Raw genomic sequence first — 20,714 nt, 5'->3', positions numbered from 1 at the left:
GTTCAGCGGCAGCCGCAGACCGCGATCGCCGCGGCGATCCTGTCGAGGGCGTTCTGGGCGGTGTCCCGGTCGACCGGGACACCGTCGGCGAGCACCGCGAAGGCCAGCAGCCGCCCGTCGGCGGTCTGCACGACCCCGCCCAGCGCGTTGACGCCGTTGAGGGTGCCGCTCTTGGCTCGCACCACGCCGAATCCCGCCTTCGACTTGGCGAAGCGCGCCTGCATCGTGCCCGACCAGCCGGCCACCGGCAGGCCGTTGAAGAAGTCGGACAGGTGCGAGTCGGCGCCGCCCGCGGCCTTGACCAGCAGGCCGGTCAGCAGCTGCGGCGAGAGCTTGTTCTTGGGCGACATGCCGGAGCCGTCCAGCAGGTCGCTCTGCGCCGCGTCGAGCCCGAGCTCGGTCACCACCTGCTCCATCGCGGCGGCTGCCCCGGCGAACGAGGCGGGCTGGCCCTTGGCCAGCGCCACCTGGCGCGCCAGCGCCTCGGCCAGCGTGTTGTCGCTCTCGGTCAGCATCTGCTCGACCTGGCGCAGCAGCGGCGCCGAACGCACCGATCCCAATTCCGTGCCGGGTGCCGGAGGTCCGGCCGCGCTGCCCGGTGAAGACGGGGCTGCCGAGCCGGTGGCCGCCGTCTCGGGTGCCTTGCCCTTGCCGCTGGCGGTCAGCCCGAGCAGCTTCGCGAAGGCGTCGCCGGCGGCGCGCTCGGGATCGCTGTACCACGTGAACGGCATGACCTGCTGCTTGAGGTTGGAACGCGTGCCGTTGATCATCAACGCGGTGATCCGGGAGACGGTGCCCTCACTCAGGGTGTCCGACGGCCAGTCGGGAGACGTGACAGGCCCGGTGAACAGGCTTCCGTCAGTGATGACCTTGGTGATCGGGGTGGTCCCCATCGCCTTCTTGACCTGAGCGGCGAGATCGTCGAGCTGGGGTGCGCCTTCGTAGAACTTCTTCGAGGTCACGCCGAGCGTGGCGTCGCCCGCACCGATCAGGACGACCTCGCCCGGGTTCGGCCCGGCCACGACACGGGTGACGATCCGGTAGTCGGGACCCCGGGTGCTGAGCACGGCCGCCGCCGTCACCAGCTTGGTGTTCGACGCCGGAGTGATCATCGCGGTGGGGGTGCGTTCGTAGAGGACCTCGCCCGTGCCGACGTCGACCACCGAGGCGCTGACGTTGCTGCCCAGCGGCGATCCGTCGATCAGCGGGTCGAGCGCCCCCTTGAGCAGCGCGGCGTCGGGCACCGGGGCGCCGGTCAACGCGGCCAGCACCGGCGCGGCCGCGGGCTCCGCGGGCGGAGCCGCGCTGGGCGACTGCCAGTCGGGCGCGGCCAGCAGGTTCGACATCAGGTCCGGCTTGAACACGGCGACCCCGCCCACGCCCGCGCCGAGCGCGACCACCAGCGCCAGCACGGTGACGAGCACGCCCTTGCGGCGCTTCCTGGGCTTGCCGGCCTTGGCGCCGGCGGGCGAGGGCTCGCCCTGGCCGGCCGGACGGCCATATTCGGAAGGGCGGGGCTGCGCACTCTGGCCCGTGGGCGGCGCGCCGAACCCGGCCGCTGCTCCGGGCCCTTGCGGGACCTGGGCCGAGCCGTACTGGCCCTGGGGCACCTGGGCAGCACCGTAGCCGGGCGACGCCTGGCCCTGCGGGACCTGAGCGGAGCCGTACTGGCCCTGGGGCACCTGGGCCGAGCCGTAGCCGGGCGAGGGCTGGCCCTGCGGGGTGCCGTAGACCTGCGGACCGGAGGGCGAGCCGTAAGCCTGTGGATTGCCGCCGTGGGGCTGGCGGTCCTGGGGAGAGCTGTGCACATCCTGTGGATAAGCACCCGGTCGCGGGGCTGTGTCCTGTGGATAAGCCGGTGGATACCCGCCGCGTCCCTGGTCCTGGCCCTGTGGATAACCGCTGTGGAGCTGCCAGACCCATTCCCGGCCGTTCCACACCCACTCACCCGGCGGGCCGGATGGCGAACCCGCGGCATCTGCGGGTTCGGCACCGTAGTGTGAACCTTGCCTCCCCAAAGCGGCCCTCCTCCGATGCCCGAAACCAGCCAGGCGAGACTAGCTAAAATTCGCCAACGTCGGCGAACTAACAGGCCAATGGGAGTGTGAAATGGATTTCGACGTCACGGTTGAGATCCCTAAGGGGCAGCGCAACAAGTACGAGGTCGACCACGAGACCGGGCGGATCCGGCTGGATCGCACCCTTTTCACCTCCACCCAGTACCCCGCCGACTACGGGTTCATCGAGAACACCCTGGGCGAGGACGGCGACCCGCTCGACGCATTGGTGCTGGTCCAGGAGCCGACGTTCCCGGGCTGTCTGATCAAGTGCCGTGCCATCGGCATGTTCCGCATGCGTGACGAGAAGGGCGGCGACGACAAGGTCCTCTGCGTGCCGGCCGACGACCCGCGCCTGGAGCACCTGCGTGACATCCATCACGTGGCCGAGTTCGACCGCCTGGAGATCCAGCACTTCTTCGAGGTCTACAAGGACCTGGAGCCCGGCAAGAGCGTCGAGGGCGCGACCTGGGTCGGCCGCACCGAGGCCGAGGCGGAGATCGTGCGCTCGTACGCGCGCGCCAAGGAGAACGGCGGCCACTGAGGCCGGACATGTCGAAGGGGCGCGGCGGAGAGTTTCTCCGGCCGCGCCCCTTCGTCGTGGTGCCAGGTGCTCAGAACGCGGGCAGCTCGGCGAGCTGGACCAGGCGCGAGCCGCGGCGGGTGATGAGACGGCCCCGGCCGGGCGGCATCCGGTCGTACTTCATCCGGCTGCCGAACGGCGCGGTCACGATGTTCTCCGCGGAGAGCATCAGGTACGGCGCGTTGGCGGCGGCCAGCCGCGACAGCGCCGCGTCGTAGCTGGACCGGGTGCCGCCCCAGTTCGCGCCGGCGGCCGCGATCAGGTGCAGGCCGACGTCGCGCGCCTGGAAGAGGAAGTCCGCCAGCGGCTCGATCGGGTGGCTGCCACCGGAGACGACCACGTCGTAGTCGTCGACGATGAGGAAGAACTCGCCCCGCCCGGCCAGCCAGGGCCGCAGCGGCATGTCCTGCGGGCGGGTGCCGTCGGGCGGCCGCCGCTCCTCCATCCGGACCCGGATCGCCTCGACGTAGTCGCGGATCTGGGACAGGTTGCTGATGTAGGCGAGCTGGTGTTCCGTGGTCACCGCCCCGAGCAGGCTGCGCCGCGGGTCGATGATGATCATCTTGGCCTGGTCGGGGGTGTACCGCTGGGTGATCGTCCGGGCGATCTGGCGCAGCAGCGTCGACTTGCCGCTCTCGCTCTCCCCGAACGCGGTCAGGTGCACATCGGCGTAGAAGTCGACGGTCGCCGGGGTGAGGTCGTCGGCGAGGCCGATCGGCAGCGTCCACTCCCCACCGGTCTCCAGCGGCATCCGCTCGTACGCGTACACGGTGGGCAGCATGCGCACCCGCGGCGCGGGCATGCCGTCCCAGTGCTTGGCGATGTGCTGGATCAGGTCGTCGCGGTGGCCGACGGCGTCCACGTCCGGACGCAGCGCGAGCGAGAACAGGCCGTCGGGGGTGAGGCCGAAACCGGGGCGCGACGGCACCTGCGGCGCGATCTTGCGGACCCGGCAGATGGTGTCGCTCGGGTCGCCGAGGCGCAGTTCGAGCTTGCTGCCGAACTGGTCCTGGATGTTGGCCCGGAAGTCGCGCCAGCGCAGCGAGGTCGCCACGACGTGCACGCCGTAGGCCAGACCGCGGGTCGCGAAGTCCGTGATCACCGGGTCCAGGTCCTCGTAGCTCTCCTTCAGCGTGCTCCAGCCGTCCACGACCAGGAACACGTCGCCGTACGGGTCGTCGGTGAACCGCCCCGCCGCGCGCAGCCGCCGGTATGCCGCCATGGACTCGATGCCCTGCTCGGCGAAGCGGGTCTCGCGCATGTTGAGCAGCTGCGCGACCTCGCTGACGGTGCGCCGGACCATCAGCGCGTCCTGCCGTCCCGCCACGCCGCCGACGTGCGGCAGCTCGCGCAGCGCGCCCAGCGAGCCGCCGCCGAAGTCGAGGCAGTAGATCTGCGCCTCCTGCGGGGTGTGCGTCAGCGCCAGCCCGGTGATCAGCGTGCGCAGCAGCGTCGACTTGCCGCTCTGACCACCGCCCACGATCGCGACGTGGCCGGCCGCGCCGTCGGCCAGCCGCAGCCACTGCAGGTCGCGCAGCTGCTGCGCGGGCTTGTCGACGACGGCGACCGGCACCCGCAGCGCGCCACGCAGATCGGGGTTGGCCACCGTCAGGCCCCGACCCTGGACCAGGCCGAGCTGCCCGAAGGCGAGGTCGAGCGGGTCGGAGACGTCCAGCGGCGGCAGCCACACCTGGTGCGCGGGCGGGCCCTGGCCCACCATGCGCTCGATCATGACGTCCATCAGGCTCTCGCCCGGCTTGACGTCCCAGTTGACCTCGGGCTCGGCGTTGGCCGGGCGCTGGGGCACCGGCACGAAGTGGTTGCCGAAGTCGTAGACCAGGTCGCGGCCGTCGACCCGGCGCGCGGCGGCGGTCTCGCCCGCCTTCTTGAACGAGCCGGAGACGTACGCGCCCTTGAACCGCTGCAACGGCTCCGAGCCGAACTTCAGGTAGCCGTGGCCGGGGGCCTTGGGCAGGTCGTACGCGTCGCCGACGCCGAGCACGGCCCGCGACTCCATCGCGGAGAAGGTGCGCAGGCCGATCCGGTACGACAGGTGGGTGTCCAGCCCGCGCAGGCGGCCCTCCTCCAGCCGCTGGCTGGCCAGCAGCAGGTGGATGCCGATGGACCGGCCGACCCGGCCGATCTGGACGAAGATGTCGATGAAGTCGGGGTTGGCGGTCAGCAACTCGGAGAACTCGTCGCAGACGATGAACAGCGAGGCCAGCGGGGCCAGCGCCGCGCCGCCCGTGCGCGCCTTCTCGTAGTCCTTGAGGTTGGCGAAGTTGCCCGCGGCCCGCAGCAGCTCCTGGCGGCGCAACACCTCGCCGGTGATCGCGTCGCCCATGCGGTTGACCAGGTGGCTCTCGCCCTCCAGGTTGGTGATGACCGCGGAGGTGTGCGGCAGCCGGTCCAGCGAGGCGAACGTCGCGCCGCCCTTGAAGTCGACCAGCACGAAGTTGAGCTGCTCCGAGGAGTGCGTGGCGGCCAGGCCGAGCACCAGCGTGCGCAGCAGCTCCGACTTGCCGGAGCCGGTCGCGCCGACGAGCAGGCCGTGCGGGCCCATGCCGTCCTGCGCCGACTCCTTGATGTCCAGCTCGACCGGCGAGCCGTCCGGGCCGACGCCCAGCGGCACCCGCAGCATGTTGCGGTTCGCGCGCGGCGACCAGCCGTACGCCACGTCGAAGCGCTCCGGGTCGGGGACGCCGAGCAGATCGGCCAGGCCCTTCTCGGAGGTCATCGCGTTGCTGCTGGTGATGGTCGTGGCGGACAGGCGCAGCGGGGCGAGCCGGCGGGCCAGCGCCTCGGCCTCCACCGCGCTGAGCCGGTCGGCGACGCCGACCTCGGCGACCGAGGCGGACGTGACGGTGTGCAGCGCCCGTTCCCGGCCGCGCACCTCCAGGGTCAGCATGCCGCGCTCCAGCAGCCGCGGCGGCGGGGAGTCCAGGTCCAGGATCGTCATGCCGGACAGGCCCTCGGGCACGGCCAGCGGCCCCGCCCCGGCCATGTCCGCGCCGTCGAGGACGACGACCACGTGCGGCGCGCCCTCCCCGGCCCCGAACCGCGGCCGGCCCGCGAGCACCTCGGCGAGCAGGCCCTCCATCTCCTGGGCGGAGGTGGCGAACAGCCGGGCCGGGCCCAGCGCGTCCACCTTGCTCGGGTGCTGGTGGTGGGGCAGCCACTTGGCCCAGTCCCACGCCTCGCGGCGGTAGGACGAGCCGCAGATCGCGATGATCAGGTCGTCGGGCGCGTGGAACACCGCCAGCTGCGCGAGCATCGCGCGGGCCAGGCCGTGCACGTCGCCGCCGTCGCGGTGGTCGGCGGCGAAACCGGTGGTGGCCGTGTTGCTGGTGTACATGCCGTCGTTGCGCGGGGCGGCGCCGTCGCCGCGCAGGAACACCCGGCCGAAGCCGCGCAGGGACAGCGCCACGGGCAGGTCGGGGACCACGGAGTACGCGTCCAGGAAGCGCCGCAGCGCCCCCGCCGTCATCGGCTCCAGTTCCTCCAGCGGGCGGGTCTCCGGCGGCAGCAGCGGGGTCGCCAGCGACTGCGGGCCGAGGCCCACGCGCACGATGCCGAAGTCGGGGTCGTGCGGGCGGCGCTCCCAGAGCCGGAAACTGTCCACCGTGGACCACAGCCGCTGCGGGTCGGGGTGGCGGTAGAACAGGCCCGTACGTTGCTGCTGGACGGCCTGGCGGGCCCGGCGGCGCAGACCGGCCAGGTGGCGCAGGTATTCCCGGCGCGCCGCCATCATCTCGGCCTTCTTCGGCTGCCCGGCTCCGTTCATCAGGCTCGCGGCGATCATGCCGAGGCTGGACACGCCCATCATGCCGCCGGCCACATAGGACATCTTGTCGCCGTTGCCGCGGCCCACCATCATCGCCATGCCCAGGCCGCTGCCCAGCATCGGCAGGATCATCATGGCCTGCTGCCAGCGCCCGCCCGCGGCCTGCGGAATCTCCGGCGGCGCATCGATGACGAGCTCCCCGGCCGGAATCTCGGGCGCGGGGCGCCGCGGCGCCCGCTTGACGATCACCGTACCCATTGCGACGCCCTCCCCAAGACGGTCGGCCGCCCGCCATGCTAGGCCATGCCACGTCTCCGCGCCCGTGCGCGGCAATGCCACGGCCGCGCCCGTGCGCGGGAACGGCGCGGGATGACGCGCTGCGCCACAACGTGGTAGACGTACCGGGTGAGCTACCCCGCCGCCACGACCGCGTCCCCCACCGGCCTTGCCCGCATCACGCTGCACACGCCGCAGCGCCGCGTCGACGTGGCGCTGCCTGAGCAGGTGACCGTCGTGGATCTGCTGCCGGATCTGCTGCGCCATGCCGGGGTCGGCCTCGCCGACGACGGCGAGCAGCACGGCGGCTGGGTGCTGCGCCGGGCCGACGGCAGCCCGCTGACCGAGAGCATGTCGCTGCAGCAGCAGTCGGTGCGCGACGGTGAGATCCTGCACCTGGTCCCGGCCCAGGAACAGTGGCCGGAGCTGGAGTACGACGACGTCGTCGAGGCGATCGCCGAGGGCGCGCGCCGCCGCGGCACGGTGTGGACGCCGGCGGCCACCCGGATGGCCACCCTGGTCGGCGCGGGCGTGCTGCTGGTGGCCGGAGTGCTCGCACTGGTGCACGGCGGTCCGCAGTGGACGCCGGGCGGTTACCTCGGCCTGACCGTGGCGGTGCTGCTGCTGGTCGGCGGCGTGCTGGCGTCCCGGGCCTACGGGGACGGCGTCACCGGCAGCGCCCTGGCGGGCTTCGCCCTGCCGTACGCGTTCGCGGGTGGCGCGCTGGTGCTCGGCGGCGCGGACGGCGCGGGCGCACCGGGGCTGCCGTCCTGGCTCGGCGCTTCGCAGCTGCTGGTCGGCTGCGTGGCGGTGCTGCTGTTCGCGATGCTCGGCGCCGCGGGGGTGGGTCACGGCCTGCGGGTGTTCACCGCGGGCGGCACCGCCGGGCTGCTCGGCGCGCTGACCGCGCTGCTGGCCGGGCTGGGCGCGGCCGGTGCGGCCGCGGTCCTGGTCAGCGCCCTGGTCTGCGGTATCGGCCTGGTGCCGGTGCTGGCCATCCGGTTCGGCAAGGTGCCGGTGCCCTCGGTGGTCCCGCCGCGCCCGGCCGACGGCGAGAACGCGTTCGCGATGGTGCCGGCGAGCCGCGGGGCCGCCACGGACCTGCCCGACCGCTCCCGCGTGTTCGCCGCCGTGGCGCGCTCGGAGGAGCTGCTCACGGGCATGTTGATCGGATACGCCGTGCTGATGGCCGCGGCCGGGTTCATCCTGGTGACCTCGGGCGGCACCGCCGGCCGGGTGCTGGTCGCGGTGTGCGCGACCGCGCTGCTGCTGCGCTCGCGCCTGTTCGTCACGGTGCGCCAGCGGGTGCCGCTGGTCGCCGCGGGCCTGTTCGGGCACCTGCTGCTGCTGGGCGCGGCGGTGTGGCTGTCCGAGGGCAGCACCCGGGCGTTCTTCGCGGTCGGCACCGTGGTGCTGGCCATGGTGATCGTGCTGGCCGGGCAGACCTGGTCCCGCAAGGCCCCCTCGCCGTACGTCGGCCGTGCCGCCGACCTGTTCGACCTGCTGGTGGTCGTCTCGGTGGTGCCGGTGGCGGCCTGGGTGCTGGGCATCTACGGACTGATCCAGGGCTGGGCGGCTTAGTCCGGCTCGCCGGCTCGTCCCAGTGAGACGGGCGGCGATTCTTCCTCCGCGCGGAAAGCCGTGTGAGAATGGCGGCACTGTGTCCAGACTCCGGACTCCCCGCCTGGTCAGCGCCGTGCCGCGAAAAGATGCGACGGCGCTGCTACGCGTCGTGGGCGCACTGACACTGGCCGCGTTCGGCAGCCTGGCCGCGACCACCCCGCCGGACGCCGCGACATCCGACGTCACGGAGCTGCGGGCAGGCGCGGAGCAGCGCGCGTCCCGGGCCGGCACCGCCGACGACCAGTGGCAGCTGGCCACGCTGCGCGCCACGCGGGCGTGGCAGCTGTCCGACGGCGCGGGCGTCACCGTCGCGGTGGTCGACTCCGGCGTCGGCGACCACGCGGATCTGAACGGTCAGGTGCTGAGCGGCCTGGACCTGGTGGACAACTCCGGCACCGGCCGCGACGACCCGGTCGGCCACGGCACGACGGTCGCCGCGCTGATCGCCGGGCGCGCCGACGACGGCCGCGGGGTCGTCGGGCTCGCGCCGAAGGCGAAGATCCTGCCGGTGCGGGTGCTCGACGAGGACAACAAGTACGACGACGCGCGGGTGGTCGCCGAAGGAGTCCGCTGGGCGGTGGATCACGACGCCTCCGTGGTGAACCTGTCCCTGGGCGGCGGCGTGGCCAGCGACGCGCTGGCCGAGGCCATCGACTACGCGTTCGCCAAGGACGTCGTCGTCGTGGCCTGCGTCGGCAACGTGAGCACCGGCGGCCCCACCGAGATCTGGTACCCGGCCCGCGAGCCGGGCGTGCTCGCGGTCACCGCGATCGCCCCCGGCAGCCACCATCAGCTCTGGCAGGGTTCGCTCACCGGGGAGCAGGCCGTGCTGGCCGCGCCCGGCACCGACCTGGTCGGGGCACGGCCCGGCGGCTACTGGAAGGTGCAGGGCACCAGCTTCGCCGCACCGCTGGTGTCGGCGACCGCCGCGCTGGTCCGCTCCCGCTGGCCGGACATGCCCGCCGCCGAGGTGGTGCAGCGCCTGATCGCGACCGCGCAGGATCTCGGACCGGCGGGACGCGACGACGAATACGGCTACGGCCTGGTCGATCCGGTCGCCGCGCTCACCGCCGAGGTGGCGCCGGTCCGGACGAACACGCTGGACACCGCGCCGCCGCCGGGCAAGGTGGGCTTCGGCACCGCGCCGGCCCCGACGCGCAGCAGTCCGGTGCCGGCCACGTCGCCGTCCGTCACGGCCGAGGCCACCGCGGAGGCGCTGCCGCGCCGCGAGCGCGGTGGTTTGAACCTGGCCCTGGTCGGGGTCGTCGCACTGGCGGGCGGCGCGATCACCGCCCTGCGCCGCGCGGACCTCAGATCGAGCCGGCTGCCCGACGGCCGGTGACGCTCAGGCGCACTTGCCGGTGCCGACCGCCCTGGTGCGGGTGCGACCCATCAGCGCGACCGTGGAGGCCTCCTCGGCGGTGACCGCGTAGCCGACGTTGGGGTCGTCGGCAGCCGCCGCGAAGATCACGCCGAGCACGCTGCCGTCCGCGGCGACCAGCGGGCCGCCCGAGTTGCCGCTGCGCACCAGGCCGCGGATCGTGTAGACCTCGCGGGTGACGGTGCCGTCCTCGTAGATGTCCGGGCCGGTGATGTCGCCGACGTCGCGCACCCGCGCCGACTGCGCGTCGTACGGCCCGTCCAGCGGGAAGCCCAGCACGATCGCGTCCGCGCCGGTCTTGGCGGGCGAGTTCGCGAAGCGCATCACCGGCGCGTTCAGCGACGGCACGTGGATCACGGCAAGGTCGCGCTCGGGGTCGTACACCACGACCGTGCCCTGCAGCCGGGCCCCGTTGAGCTCGATCCGGATCGTCTTCGTGCCGGCCACCACGTGCGCGTTGGTCATCACGTGCTCGTCGGCGAAGACGAAGCCGGAGCCCTCGATGCGGCGGCTGCAGCTCGGCGCGCTGCCGAGCACCTTCACCACGGACTTCTTGGCGTTCAGCACGACCTGCGACCCCTTCAACTTGGGATCCGGCGCGGGCACCTCCTTGACCTGGGTAGGCACCAGGTCACCGAACACCTCGGGGAAGCCGTTCGTGTCGACGGTGTCGCGCAGCGCCTCGGTCAGCGCCTTCGCCTCGCCCGGCATCACCGAGTCGATCACCGCGAGCAGGCTGCTGCTGCGCACCGCCTTGGCCAGCCCGGGCTGCGCGGCGTCGCTCAGCGGCACCGCGACCAGCCAGGCCACCAGCGACACGGCCAGCACGGAGACCACCGCGCCGCCCAGGTCGTCGACGGTCTGCCCGGCCCGGTTGGTGATCGCCCGCCGCAGCTTGCCGCCCCACCAGCCGGCCAGCGACTGGCCGAGCACGGCCAGGCCGAACACGGCGATGAGCGACACCACGAGCTTGAGCACCGCGTCGTCGAGCAGCCCGGCCAGCAGCGGCCCGAGCTGGAGGCCGATCAGGGCGCCCCCGAAAAACCCGATGAACGAGAGCACGCCCACCACGAAACCCTGCCGGTAGCCGCTCACACCGAACAGCAACAGCAGGATGATCAGGACACCGTCGACGACCGACATCGGCTCAGCCTACGGAAGGGACATCGGCGGTGCCACTAAGCGTGGCGGGCGGGGTGGGCAGGGCCTCGATCCGGTCGGTCGGCCAGGGCCGCGCCCAGCCGCCGAGTTCGAGCAGCGTGGACAGCACGCCGGCGGTGAAACCCCAGACGAGCATGCCGCGCGACTGGAAGGCCGGGCCGATCCACCCGCTGGAATGGCGCACCCGCAGCCGGTGGTCCGGGTCGGCGAGCTCGGCCAGCGGCAGCCGCGCCACGTGCGCCACCTCCCGCGGGTCGTGCGCGCCGACCGGGTGCGGCGCGTGCCACCAGGCCAGCACCGGGGTGACCAGGAAGTCGGTGACCGGAATCCACAGCGTGGGCAGCTGCGCCAGCACGGTGACGCTGGCCGGGTCCAGCCCGACCTCCTCGTTCGCCTCGCGCAGCGCGGTGGCGGTCAGATCGGCGTCCTCCGGCTCCACCGCACCGCCGGGGAAGGCGGGCTGGCCGGCGTGATTGCGCAGGGTCGCGGAGCGCTGCATGATCAGCACGTCCGGGCCCTGCTCGCCCTCGGCCAGCAGGATGAGCACGGCGGCGGGCCGGCCGCCCTCGTCGGGGGTCGGGATGCGGGTGAAGTCGACGGCACGCGCGGCGCGCACCCGGGTCAGCAGCGGTTCGAACCATGCCGGCGGCTGCCCGGTGACCACTTCACTCATGCCTTCTCCTCGCTGCGCCCGTCGGTGGCATGGTCACGGGGGGCCGCCGACACGCTCTCCTCGCCGCGCTCGTTCATGCGCGGCCGAAGTGCTGCTCGACCCGTTGCGCCAGGGTCTGGTCGGTCAGCGCGACGTCGCGGTAGACGGTCGCCCGGCCGTCCGCGCCGACGAACAGCGTCAGCGGCAGCAGGTTCTCGCCGACGGCGGCTTTGAGCCCGCCGGACCGGTCGTACACGCTCGGCAGGCTCACCTTCAGCTCGTCGGCGAGCCAGGCCGCCGCGTCGCGGCCGTCCTCGGTGACCACGCCGAGCACCGGCACCCGGCCGCTGTCGGCCAACCGCTGGAAGGCGGGCAGCTCCTTACGGCACGGCGGGCACCAGGACGCCCATAAATTGATCACCAATGGGCCCCGCAGCTCGGCCACGCGCACCGCAGCGCCGCCGGCCATGCAGTCCAGGGACAGCTCCGGCAGCCGGATCACCCGGGCCTTGCCGTCGCCCGCGCCGCCCGTCCCGGACGCCGTGGCGGCCGCGCGGGACGTGCTGGTGGCCGCGCCGGACGTGGTGGCGGCCGTGCCGCCAGGTGTCGCGGTGCCGCTCGACGGGAGGGCCTCGTTCGGGGCGGCCGGGCCGCCGCCGGTGAGCGGGGCGCAGGCCGCGAACGGCTGCGGCACCGCCTCGTCGGGCTGCGGCGCGCCCGCTGTCGTGCACCCGGCCAGCAGGGTCGCGGCGGCCACGGCAGTCGCCAGGGCGCCCATTCCGGGAAGACGCCGCTTCACGGCGGCCGGTGGCGACACTTTCCCGGAAAGCGCGGCCTCATGCAGGCCCTGCCGAGGGGCCGGGTGGGTGGGCAGGCTCATGCGCCGACCCCGGCGAGGGCGGCGATCTCCGCGGCGCGGGGACCCTTGAGCAGCTTGACCGCCTCGGCGGGATCGGTCGGGCCGATGCCGTACGACGGGCACATGCTCGCCAGCGGGCAGGCGCCGCAGGCGGGCTTGCGGGCGTGGCAGACCCGGCGACCATGGAAGATCACCCGGTGCGACAGCATCGTCCAGTCGCGCTTCTCGACCAGTGCCCCGACCGCGTGCTCGATCTTCACCGGGTCGGTCTCCGCCGTCCAGGCCCAGCGGTTGACCAGCCGCTGGAAGTGGGTGTCCACGGTGATGCCGGGGACGCCGAAGGCGTTGCCGAGGATCACGTTGGCGGTCTTGCGGCCGATGCCGGGCAGCGTCACCAGCTGCGGCAGCGTCCGCGGCAGCTCGCCGCCGAACCGGTCGACGAGCTGCTGGCCGAGCCCCATCAGGGAGGCCGCCTTGTTCCGGAAGAAGCCGGTCGGGCGGAGCATCTCCTCCAGCTCGACGCGATCCGCCCCGGCGTAGTCGGCGGCGGTGCGGTACTTCGCGAACAGGGCCGGCGTGGTCAGGTTCACCCGCACGTCGGTGGTCTGCGCGGACAGGATCGTGGCGACCGCCAGTTCGAGGGGGTCGGTGAAGTCCAGCTCGCAGTGCGCGTCTGGATGGATGACGGCGAGTTCGCGCGCCATCCGCCGGACCCGGCGCTTGCGCGCCAGGTCGGTCTCGCCCGTCACCGATACCACGGCAGAGAGCCTACGTCGCGGGTGCGCTGATCGCCCCGTCCGCGCTCAGCACCGCGCCGCTCGCGCCGAAGTCCTCCTTGGTCATCTGGGTGATCAGCCCGAGCGCGCGCTCCTTGGTGTCGGGCTGCGGGACGCCGTGCGCGCCGCTGAAGATCGTGGAGTGGAACTGCCCGGAGACGAAGCCCCCGTCCGGGTTCAGGGTCACCTTGAGCACGCCGCCCCAGCCCAGCCGGCCCTCGCTGCGCAGCTGGCCGCCGCCGGCGAAGTTGCCCAGGCTGTACGCGATGAGCCGGCCCTTGTAGAACTCCATGCCGCGCACCACGTGCGGGCCGTGCCCGACGATCAGATCGGCGCCGGCGTCGATCGCGGCACGGGCGAAGGCGTGCGGATTGCCCCGGTTCTCGCCCAGGAAGTTCTCGGTGCCCGGCCGGACGTGGCTCTTGTCCGCGCCCTCGGCGCCCATGTGCACCTGCACCACGACGAGGTCGGCCTGCTCCGCGGCCTTCGCCACGATCGTCTTGGTCGCGGTCAGGTTGAGCAGGGGGTTGTTGCCGGCGTACGAGGAGAAGCCCACCACCGCTACCTTGACGCCCTTGACCTCGGCGACGGTGATCTGGTTGGTCGCCCCGGTGTGCTTGAGCCCGACCCCGTCCAGCGCCCGCTGGGTGTTGGTGAACCCGGCCGTGCCGAAGTCGCGGCTGTGGTTGTTGGCCGTGTTGAGCAGGTCGAACCCGGCGTCCACCAGGTGCTGGGCGTAGGACGGCGGCACCCGGAACTGGTGGCAGTTGACCGGCTCGCCCGGTTTGGGCTGCGGGCACTTACCGGTGCCCGTCTCGTCCGTGATCGGCTGCTCCAGGTTGCCCATCACCAGATCCGCGGGCAGCAACGGCTTGATCTTGTCGAAGTAGCCCTTGCCGCCGTTCGGCGGAAGATCCTGCGGCGCGTCGCCCATGATGATGTCGCCGGTCGCGGACATACTGATGGCGTTGGCCGCCGGGTCCGCGGTGGGCTCGGCGGGGGCGGCCGTCGGCGTGACGGCGGCGGCACCCTCCGGGGTGTGCCACTGCGCCGTGACGGCGTCGGCCGGCGAGGTCAGGGCCGAGAAACCCAGGCCGACGACTGTGACAAGGAGCACGATCGCGCCCGCGGCAGAGACCCCCGGACGCGCGCGAAGCGATCCGAACACCCGGTCCATGGTGGAGCGGGGCGGCGTTTGCGCGGACGATGCGGGGGTATCGGGGCGGCTCAGGGGGTGTGTGGACATCGCCGGGCACTCTACCCGCCTGGTGCCACGAGCGGCACTGGCCGAGGTCGCAGGATTACGGGGGTTGGCGTCCGGTTGCCACCTGCGTGCGCCTAGACTGACCTCGCGCGGCGTACGTGTAGCGACGAGTTAATCCACGGTATGCCCACGATCCGCGTCGATGGAGGTAGGCGATGGACGAGGTGCTGGCTCGTAGCGGGATCTTCCAGGGTGTCGACCCGGAGGCCGCCGAGGCACTTGCTCGTGAGATGGAAACGATCGAGATCCGCAAGGGCGAGATCGTGTTCAACGAGGGTGAGCCTGGAGACAGCCTCTATATCGTACTCTCCGGCAAGATCAAGTTGGGTCGACGCGCCGCCGACGGCCGGCAGAACCTCGTCTCCGTGATGGGGCCTTCCGACATGCTCGGCGAGCTCTCCCTGTTCGACCCCGGCCCGCGCACCGCCACCGCCACCGCGGTGACCGACGTGCGCCTGGCCCGGCTGCGCAAGCAGGCCCTGCGTCCGTGGCTGAACAACCGGCCCGAGATCGCCGAGCAGCTGCTGCGAGTGCTGGCCCGCCGCCTGCGCCGCACCAACGACGCGCTGGCCGACCTCATCTTCACCGACGTGCCCGGCCGGGTCGCCAAGAACCTGCTGCAGATGGCAGGCCGCTTCGGCACCCGCGACGGCGGCGTGCTCCGGGTGACCCACGACCTCACCCAGGAGGAGCTGGCGCAGCTCGTCGGCGCTTCACGCGAGACGGTGAACAAGGCCCTGGCCGACTTCGCCTCGCGCGGCTGGCTGCGCCTCGACGGCAAGAGCGTCATCATCCTGGACCCGGAGCGCCTGGCCCGACGCGCCCGCGTCTGACCTGCCGCACCACCACGCGCCCACCTCCCGCGCCCACCCGGCGCGCGACGGTGGGCGCGACCATGTCCCCACTCACCCACCGCCCCAAGTCGGGCCGGTTGCGCTCGGCCATCCATGATCGCCCGACTTGCCTGGCACATGGGCAAATGCGCGCTCAAGATACGCACACCTGCCAGGCAAGTCGGATGACCTTGCGGGGCGCGCACCTCGCGGCCATGTCGAGGTGGGCGTCGCCGACTCGGTGAGGTCATACGTTCGGACGGTCCGGGTCGGCCGAGCGACGGATGAGGGGCCGCGTCGTTAGGTGTTGCGACAGGTGCTCCCAGGACCCTCTTGGATTGTGGACAAATCCGGACAAACCTGTGCATTTTGGCTGGTCAAAGTGTCGGGAACTTGTCGCTGACATGTCAGCCCCAGTGGGACTTCGTTGGTCCGAGTGGTCGCGAACCTCGCAAATTGAGCGCGGCTAGACGTGTCCACATTGACCGATCGTGCGGTGACCTTTCGCCTGTGCCTGGGCGAACTGGACACCTCTTGCACCGCCTCGATCGGTCGGTCGGATGTCTCCGACGATCGAAAGAGGTCCCTACCACTATGAACACGTGGGTTCGACGCTCACTGAAGGCCGGCGCTCTCACTGCCGGCGCGGTCATGGCCACCGGCACCGCCGCGTACGCCGAGGCCACCGTCATCAGTGCGGGCAACACCGGGGTGCTGAACGGCACCCAGGTCTTCGCTCCGATCCAGGCTCCGATCAACCTCTGCGGTGTCGCCGCGAGCGTGGGCGGTGACGCGGTCGCCGGCTGCACCGGCGGTAGCGCCGCCGAGCTCGACGGTGTCTTCGACGCCCGTCTGATCAGCACCAACAACCACGGCATCCTGAACGGCACGCAGATCTTCGCGCCGATCCAGGCTCCGATCAACGTGTGCGGTGTGGCCGCGGGCGTGCTCGGCGACGCCTCGGCGTGGTGCGAGGGCGGCGCGAGCGCCGACCTCGACGGCGACCACCACAAGAAGAAGCACCAGTGCGACAGCCGCTGCGACCACGACGACGACCACGACGGCTACGGCCGCGAGTCGACCGAGTCCGGCGACCTGCTGGGCGGCCTGCCGCTGGTGGGCGGCCTGACCAACGGGGGTCTCCCGCTGGTGGGCGACCTGACCAAGGGCGGCCTGCCGCTGGTCGGCAACCTCGGCGGCGGTGGTCTCCCGCTCGTCGGCAACCTCGGCAACGGCGGCCTGCCGCTGGTGGGCAACCTGACCAAGGGCGGCCTGCCGGTGGTCGGCGGGCTGCTGGGCAACCAGGGTGTGGCGCGCGGCGCCGACGCGATCGACATCGACGCGCTGGACGCGGTCGGCACCATGGGCCGCTTCGACACCGAGAGCGACGCCGCCGAGGGCAACAACAGCACCGGCGGCAACGGTGGCGGCAACGGCACGACCTGCAACAACGGCTGCGGCGGCCACGGTGGCGGCAACAACCACCACCCGAAGCCCAAGCCCAAGCCGCGGCCGCAGCCCTGCCCGGACCACGGTCACGACCACAACCACCAGGGCCGCCACCACCAGCACGACGGTGACGTCAAGATGATCAGCGCCGGCAACCACGGCATCCTGAACGGCACCCAGGTGTACGCGCCGATCCAGATCCCGATCAACGTCAGCGGCGTGGCCGTGGGCGTGCTGGGTGACGCGGCCGCCTGGAGCGTCGGCGGCGCGTCCGCCAACCAGTAACCGTCCGGCCTGCCGGCGGGCACGGCCCACGATGACTTGAGAAGTCACCCGCGGACCGGAACCGGCGAAACACTGCACCCGCCTCACCTCGCCGGCAGGCCGGCAGCCAGCGCGACTCCCTTTCGCTGACCGAAGACCCGCGCTGGCCGAAGCACCACCAGAGGACGTCCCCCGGACCGGGCACCATCCGGCCCGCCCGGGGGACGTCCTTTCTCGTCCCCCGGGCGGGCCCTCCCCCAACCACCCAGCCACCCGGCAACCCGGCAAGTCTTAAAGACTCGCGCCCACAGGAAGCTCCTGTGGGCGCGAGTCTTTAAGAGTTGCGGCAGGTGGGGGGCCGGGTCGGGCCCGGGTGGGGCGGTCAGGCGGGGGTGAGGACGGCGAGGAGGGCGCCGGTGTCGACGAGTACGCCGGGGCGGACCGTCACCGCGGCGACCACGCCGTCGGCGGGGGCGTGCACCGGGTGCTCCAGCTTCATCGCCTCCAGGGTCAGCAGCAGGTCACCGGCGCCGACGCGCTGGCCGGGGGCGACCAGCACCCGGCCCACCGCACCGGGCAGCGGCGCGGTGAGCGAGCCCTCCTCCAGCTCCTGCACCGGCTCCGGGAAGCGGGGCAGCCGGCGCAGGGCGAGCGAGCCCTCGGCACTGTCGACGTACGCGGTCTCGCCGACCTCGTGCACGTGCAGGGCGAGCCGGATGCCGGCCACGTCGAGCACGACCTCGTCCGGGGCGGCCGAGACGACCGCGACCGGCGGGTGGTCGTCGACCGGGCCGACCTGGCCCAGCCCGGCGAGGTCGAGCTCCTCGGGGTCGACCGCGCGGACCCACCACTGCGCGAGCGCGCCGGTGCCGTCGAGGCGGTAGCCGACCTCGACCGGGCCGGCGGGTCCGTCGTACACCACGGTCTGTGCGCCGGTGGGCACGTTGCGCCAGCCGGACGGGATGCCGCGCTGCACCGGGGCCGCCGCCCGCCGCCCGGCGGCGGCGGCCAGGGCCGCGGCCAGGCAGCTGAGCCGAACCGCCTCCACCGAGGACAGCAGCGGCGCGAACACCTCGGGCTGCCGGTCCAGCAGGCCGGTGTCGATCTGGCCGGTGAGGAACGCCGGGTGCCGCAGCACCCGGACCAGCAGGTCGCGGTTGGTGACCAGGCCGTGGATGCGGGTCCGCGCCAGGGTTCCGGCCAGCATGCGGGCGGCCTCGTACCGGGTCGGGGCCCAGGCGACGAGTTTGGCCAGCAGCGAGTCGTAGTGCACGCCGACGACGGTGCCGGGCTCCACCCCGGAGTCGACCCGGATGCCGGGCTGGAGCATTGGCCGGAACTGGGCCGAGACCTCGGGCACCGCGAACCGGTGCACCTGCCCGGTGGCGGGCAGCCAGTTGCTGGCGGGGTCCTCGGCGCACAGCCGCACCTCGATCGAGTGCCCGCGCATGGGCGGCGCGGACGCGAACGGCAGCTGCCCGCCCTCGGCCAGATACATCTGCAGCCGGACCAGGTCGAAGCCGGTGACGCACTCGGTGACCGGATGCTCGACCTGCAGGCGGGTGTTCATCTCCAGGAAGTAGAACTCCCCGTCGGGGCTGAGCAGGAACTCCACCGTGCCGATGCCGACATAGCCGATAGCCTCGGCGACCAGCACCGCCGCGGCGCACAGGTTCTCGCGCAGTTCCGGGGAGACGGCCGGCGACGGCGCCTCCTCGATGATCTTCTGGTGCCGGCGCTGGATGGAGCACTCGCGCTCGCCCAGCGTCACGATGTTGCCGTGCTGGTCGGCGACGATCTGCACCTCGATGTGGCGGGCCTGCTCGACGTAGCGCTCGCAGAACACCGTGGAGTCGCCGAAGGCGCCGAACGCCTCCCGCCGGGCCGAGGAGACCGCCTCGCCCAGCGACTCGGCGTCGCGCACGATGCGCATGCCGCGGCCGCCGCCGCCGATGGCCGCCTTGACCAGCACCGGATACTCGTCCACCGCGGACGGATCGGTCCAGCTGGGCAGGACCGGCACCTCGGCCTCGGCCAGCAGCGCCTTCGCGTCGATCTTCGAGGCCATCACCGAAATGATTTTGGCGGGCGGGCCGACCCAGGTCAGCCCGGCGTCGGTGACCATCGCGGCGAAGTCGGCGTTCTCGGCGAGGAAGCCGTAGCCGGGATGGATCGCGTCCGCGCCGGTCTTGCGGGCGGCCGCGAGGATCAGGTCCCCTCGCAGGTAGGTCGCGCTCGGCGCGGAACCCGGCAGCTGTACGGCGTAGTCGGCCTCGGCGACGTACGGGGAGTCGGTGTCGGCGATGGAGTAGACCGCGACGGTCTCCACCCCGACCGCGCGGCAGGTCGCGAAGATGCGACGGGCGATCTCGCCCCGGTTGGCCACCAGCAGTCTGCGGATCATGACGCCACCTCACGCTCTGGCGCGTTGCCCGGTGCCTTGCGGGCCGGCGACGCGCTCACCGATAGGCAGATGCCCAGCACGGTCCTGGTGTCGCGCGGGTCGATCACGCCGTCGTACGGCTCGGTGGACCCCTCGCCCACCGGCCAGCTGAACCGGAAGCCCGGCCCGGCCAGTGCCCAGGAGCCGGGCGACGTGCCCAGCACCAGGGTGATCCGCTCGGCCTGGGCCAGCGCCCGCAGCAGCAGCGCGGAGCTGTCCGGCTCGGCGTGCCCGGCCGGGTTGGCCAGCACCAGCACCGGCACGCCCGCCTTGCCGGCCAGTCGGACCAGCTCCACACCCTTGTCCGCGCTGTCGGGGTCGATCGCGGGGCCGGTCGCCGCCAGCACGGCCACCGGGTGGCCGTGTACCGCGCCGAACCCGGCCAGCAGCGCACCGCCCCGCTGCGGACGGAACTCGTCCAGGTCGGAGCCGTCGAGCACCCGGGCCAGCACCTCGCGCGGCTCGGTCACCGCGGCCGGGTCGGCGCTGGCGACGGCCAGCAGTTCCTCGGCCTCGTATCGCGGCGGCTCGACCGCGCCGGTCTGCGCCCCGTGCTGGTAGGTGACGAGCCGGCGCACCGTCTGGCGCACCATGCGCAGCGCGTCGCGCTCGTCCTCGGCGACCATGTCCATCCGGGCCGCATCACCGCGCCCGCGCACCGTGATGGTGTGGTCGGCCAGGTCGGGCAGCGGGGCGAGCCAGGCGTCCAGCGGGCCGAACACGGCGCAGAGCACCGGCGCGGCCATCCGCCCCAGCCGCGCGAAGCAGGGATCGGGCACGCCGGGACGGCTCTGCTCCTGCGGCGTCGACTCCAGCAGCAGCACCAGCGGCAGCAGGTGCCGGTCGGCCAGCTCGACGGCGCGGGCGAACTTCGCCCGGCCCGCCTGGGCCGGTCCGCCGACGTACACGGTCGGGTCGTTGGCGATCAGCATGCACTCGATGCCGTCGACCACGCCCAGCGCGGTCACCAGCCCGGCGCCGACCGGCTCGCCCGCCTCGCGGCCCGCCGTCGCGGCGAGTTCCAGCAGTGCCGTGTCGGAGTCCACGAGCAGCTCGATGCGCTCGCGGGGCAGCAGCTTGCCACGGGCGTGGTGCCGGGTGACCTCCTTCTCGCCGCCGCCGTCACGGGCCTGCCCGTGCGCCTGTTCCAGCGCACGCAGGGCCGCCTGGGCGGTGCTTCGGTTGTCCAGGAAGGAGGGCGCGCGGGGGTCCAGCGCGGTGTCGAGAGTCGCCATGGTGAACCTGCTCCTCGGTGCTCCACCGCTTGTTGACACCAGAGCAACGAGTGGTTCAAGGGGGGCGACACGCG

Annotated in this window: 14 protein-coding genes; 5 read left to right on the top strand and 9 right to left on the bottom strand. The window is 72.8% G+C overall.

The annotated features are described in order from the left end of the window. Positions 1–2 precede the first annotated feature (2 nt). Positions 3–1,808: a D-alanyl-D-alanine carboxypeptidase/D-alanyl-D-alanine endopeptidase gene (gene dacB, locus HAV39_RS09260; protein ID WP_239120869.1), complete on the bottom strand. Its 1,806-nt coding sequence runs from the start codon at positions 1,806–1,808 to the stop codon at positions 3–5. A gap of 301 nt (positions 1,809–2,109) precedes the next feature. On the opposite strand from dacB, the gene HAV39_RS09255 reads away from it, so the two are divergent. Continuing rightward, positions 2,110–2,601: an inorganic diphosphatase gene (locus tag HAV39_RS09255; protein WP_120317434.1), complete on the top strand. Its 492-nt coding sequence runs from the start codon at positions 2,110–2,112 to the stop codon at positions 2,599–2,601. Positions 2,602–2,671: 70 nt separating this feature from the next. On the opposite strand, the gene eccCa is transcribed toward HAV39_RS09255, so the two are convergent. After that, positions 2,672–6,682, bottom strand: coding sequence for a type VII secretion protein EccCa (gene eccCa, locus HAV39_RS09250; protein ID WP_191838712.1), 4,011 nt, complete (start codon positions 6,680–6,682; stop codon positions 2,672–2,674). Positions 6,683–6,829: 147 nt separating this feature from the next. On the opposite strand from eccCa, the gene eccD reads away from it, so the two are divergent. Next, positions 6,830–8,281 (top strand): type VII secretion integral membrane protein EccD, encoded by a 1,452-nt coding sequence (gene eccD / locus HAV39_RS09245; RefSeq protein ID WP_191838711.1) that lies wholly within the window; start codon positions 6,830–6,832, stop codon positions 8,279–8,281. Between the two features lie 139 nt (positions 8,282–8,420). Continuing rightward, positions 8,421–9,665, top strand: a complete 1,245-nt coding sequence (mycP, locus tag HAV39_RS09240; RefSeq protein ID WP_373311905.1) for a type VII secretion-associated serine protease mycosin — start codon at positions 8,421–8,423, stop codon at positions 9,663–9,665. A gap of 3 nt (positions 9,666–9,668) precedes the next feature. Here the strand turns inward: mycP and HAV39_RS09235 are convergent, their stop codons facing one another. The 5 genes from HAV39_RS09235 to HAV39_RS09215 all read right to left on the bottom strand — a co-directional run bounded on the left by HAV39_RS09235 (position 9,669) and on the right by HAV39_RS09215 (position 14,329). Continuing rightward, positions 9,669–10,847: a MarP family serine protease gene (locus tag HAV39_RS09235; protein ID WP_191838709.1), complete on the bottom strand. Its 1,179-nt coding sequence runs from the start codon at positions 10,845–10,847 to the stop codon at positions 9,669–9,671. A gap of 4 nt (positions 10,848–10,851) precedes the next feature. Continuing rightward, on the bottom strand, positions 10,852–11,538 hold the full coding sequence (locus HAV39_RS09230) for an NUDIX hydrolase (RefSeq protein ID WP_120317439.1): 687 nt from the start codon (positions 11,536–11,538) through the stop codon (positions 10,852–10,854). Between the two features lie 73 nt (positions 11,539–11,611). Beyond that, a complete protein-coding gene (locus HAV39_RS09225) occupies positions 11,612–12,295 on the bottom strand; it encodes a TlpA family protein disulfide reductase (protein WP_191838708.1) in 684 nt (227 codons plus the stop codon). Between the two features lie 98 nt (positions 12,296–12,393). Continuing rightward, entirely contained in the window at positions 12,394–13,134 is a 741-nt protein-coding gene (gene nth, locus HAV39_RS09220; protein ID WP_191838707.1) for an endonuclease III, read from the bottom strand. A gap of 10 nt (positions 13,135–13,144) precedes the next feature. Further along, entirely contained in the window at positions 13,145–14,329 is a 1,185-nt protein-coding gene (locus tag HAV39_RS09215) for a CapA family protein (protein ID WP_191838761.1), read from the bottom strand. A gap of 242 nt (positions 14,330–14,571) precedes the next feature. Between HAV39_RS09215 and HAV39_RS09210 the strand changes: the two genes are divergently transcribed. Further along, positions 14,572–15,249 (top strand): Crp/Fnr family transcriptional regulator, encoded by a 678-nt coding sequence (locus tag HAV39_RS09210; protein WP_120317442.1) that lies wholly within the window; start codon positions 14,572–14,574, stop codon positions 15,247–15,249. 651 nt (positions 15,250–15,900) lie between these two features. Further along, on the top strand, positions 15,901–16,983 hold the full coding sequence (locus HAV39_RS09205) for a chaplin family protein (protein ID WP_191838706.1): 1,083 nt from the start codon (positions 15,901–15,903) through the stop codon (positions 16,981–16,983). Between the two features lie 361 nt (positions 16,984–17,344). Here the strand turns inward: HAV39_RS09205 and HAV39_RS09200 are convergent, their stop codons facing one another. Both HAV39_RS09200 and HAV39_RS09195 read right to left on the bottom strand, forming a co-directional pair. After that, complete coding sequence (locus HAV39_RS09200) at positions 17,345–19,366, bottom strand: acetyl/propionyl/methylcrotonyl-CoA carboxylase subunit alpha (RefSeq protein ID WP_191838705.1); 2,022 nt, start codon at positions 19,364–19,366, stop codon at positions 17,345–17,347. Continuing rightward, positions 19,363–20,640, bottom strand: a complete 1,278-nt coding sequence (locus HAV39_RS09195) for a carboxyl transferase domain-containing protein (protein ID WP_191838704.1) — start codon at positions 20,638–20,640, stop codon at positions 19,363–19,365. Before HAV39_RS09195 ends, HAV39_RS09200 begins: the two co-directional genes overlap by 4 nt. Positions 20,641–20,714 lie beyond the last annotated feature (74 nt).

Origin of the sequence: Catellatospora chokoriensis, from assembly GCF_011297315.1 — a bacterium.
Lineage (GTDB): Bacteria > Actinomycetota > Actinomycetes > Mycobacteriales > Micromonosporaceae > Catellatospora > Catellatospora citrea.
Note: the sequence above shows the minus strand (reverse complement) of the source record. Positions and strands in the feature narration are given on the sequence as shown.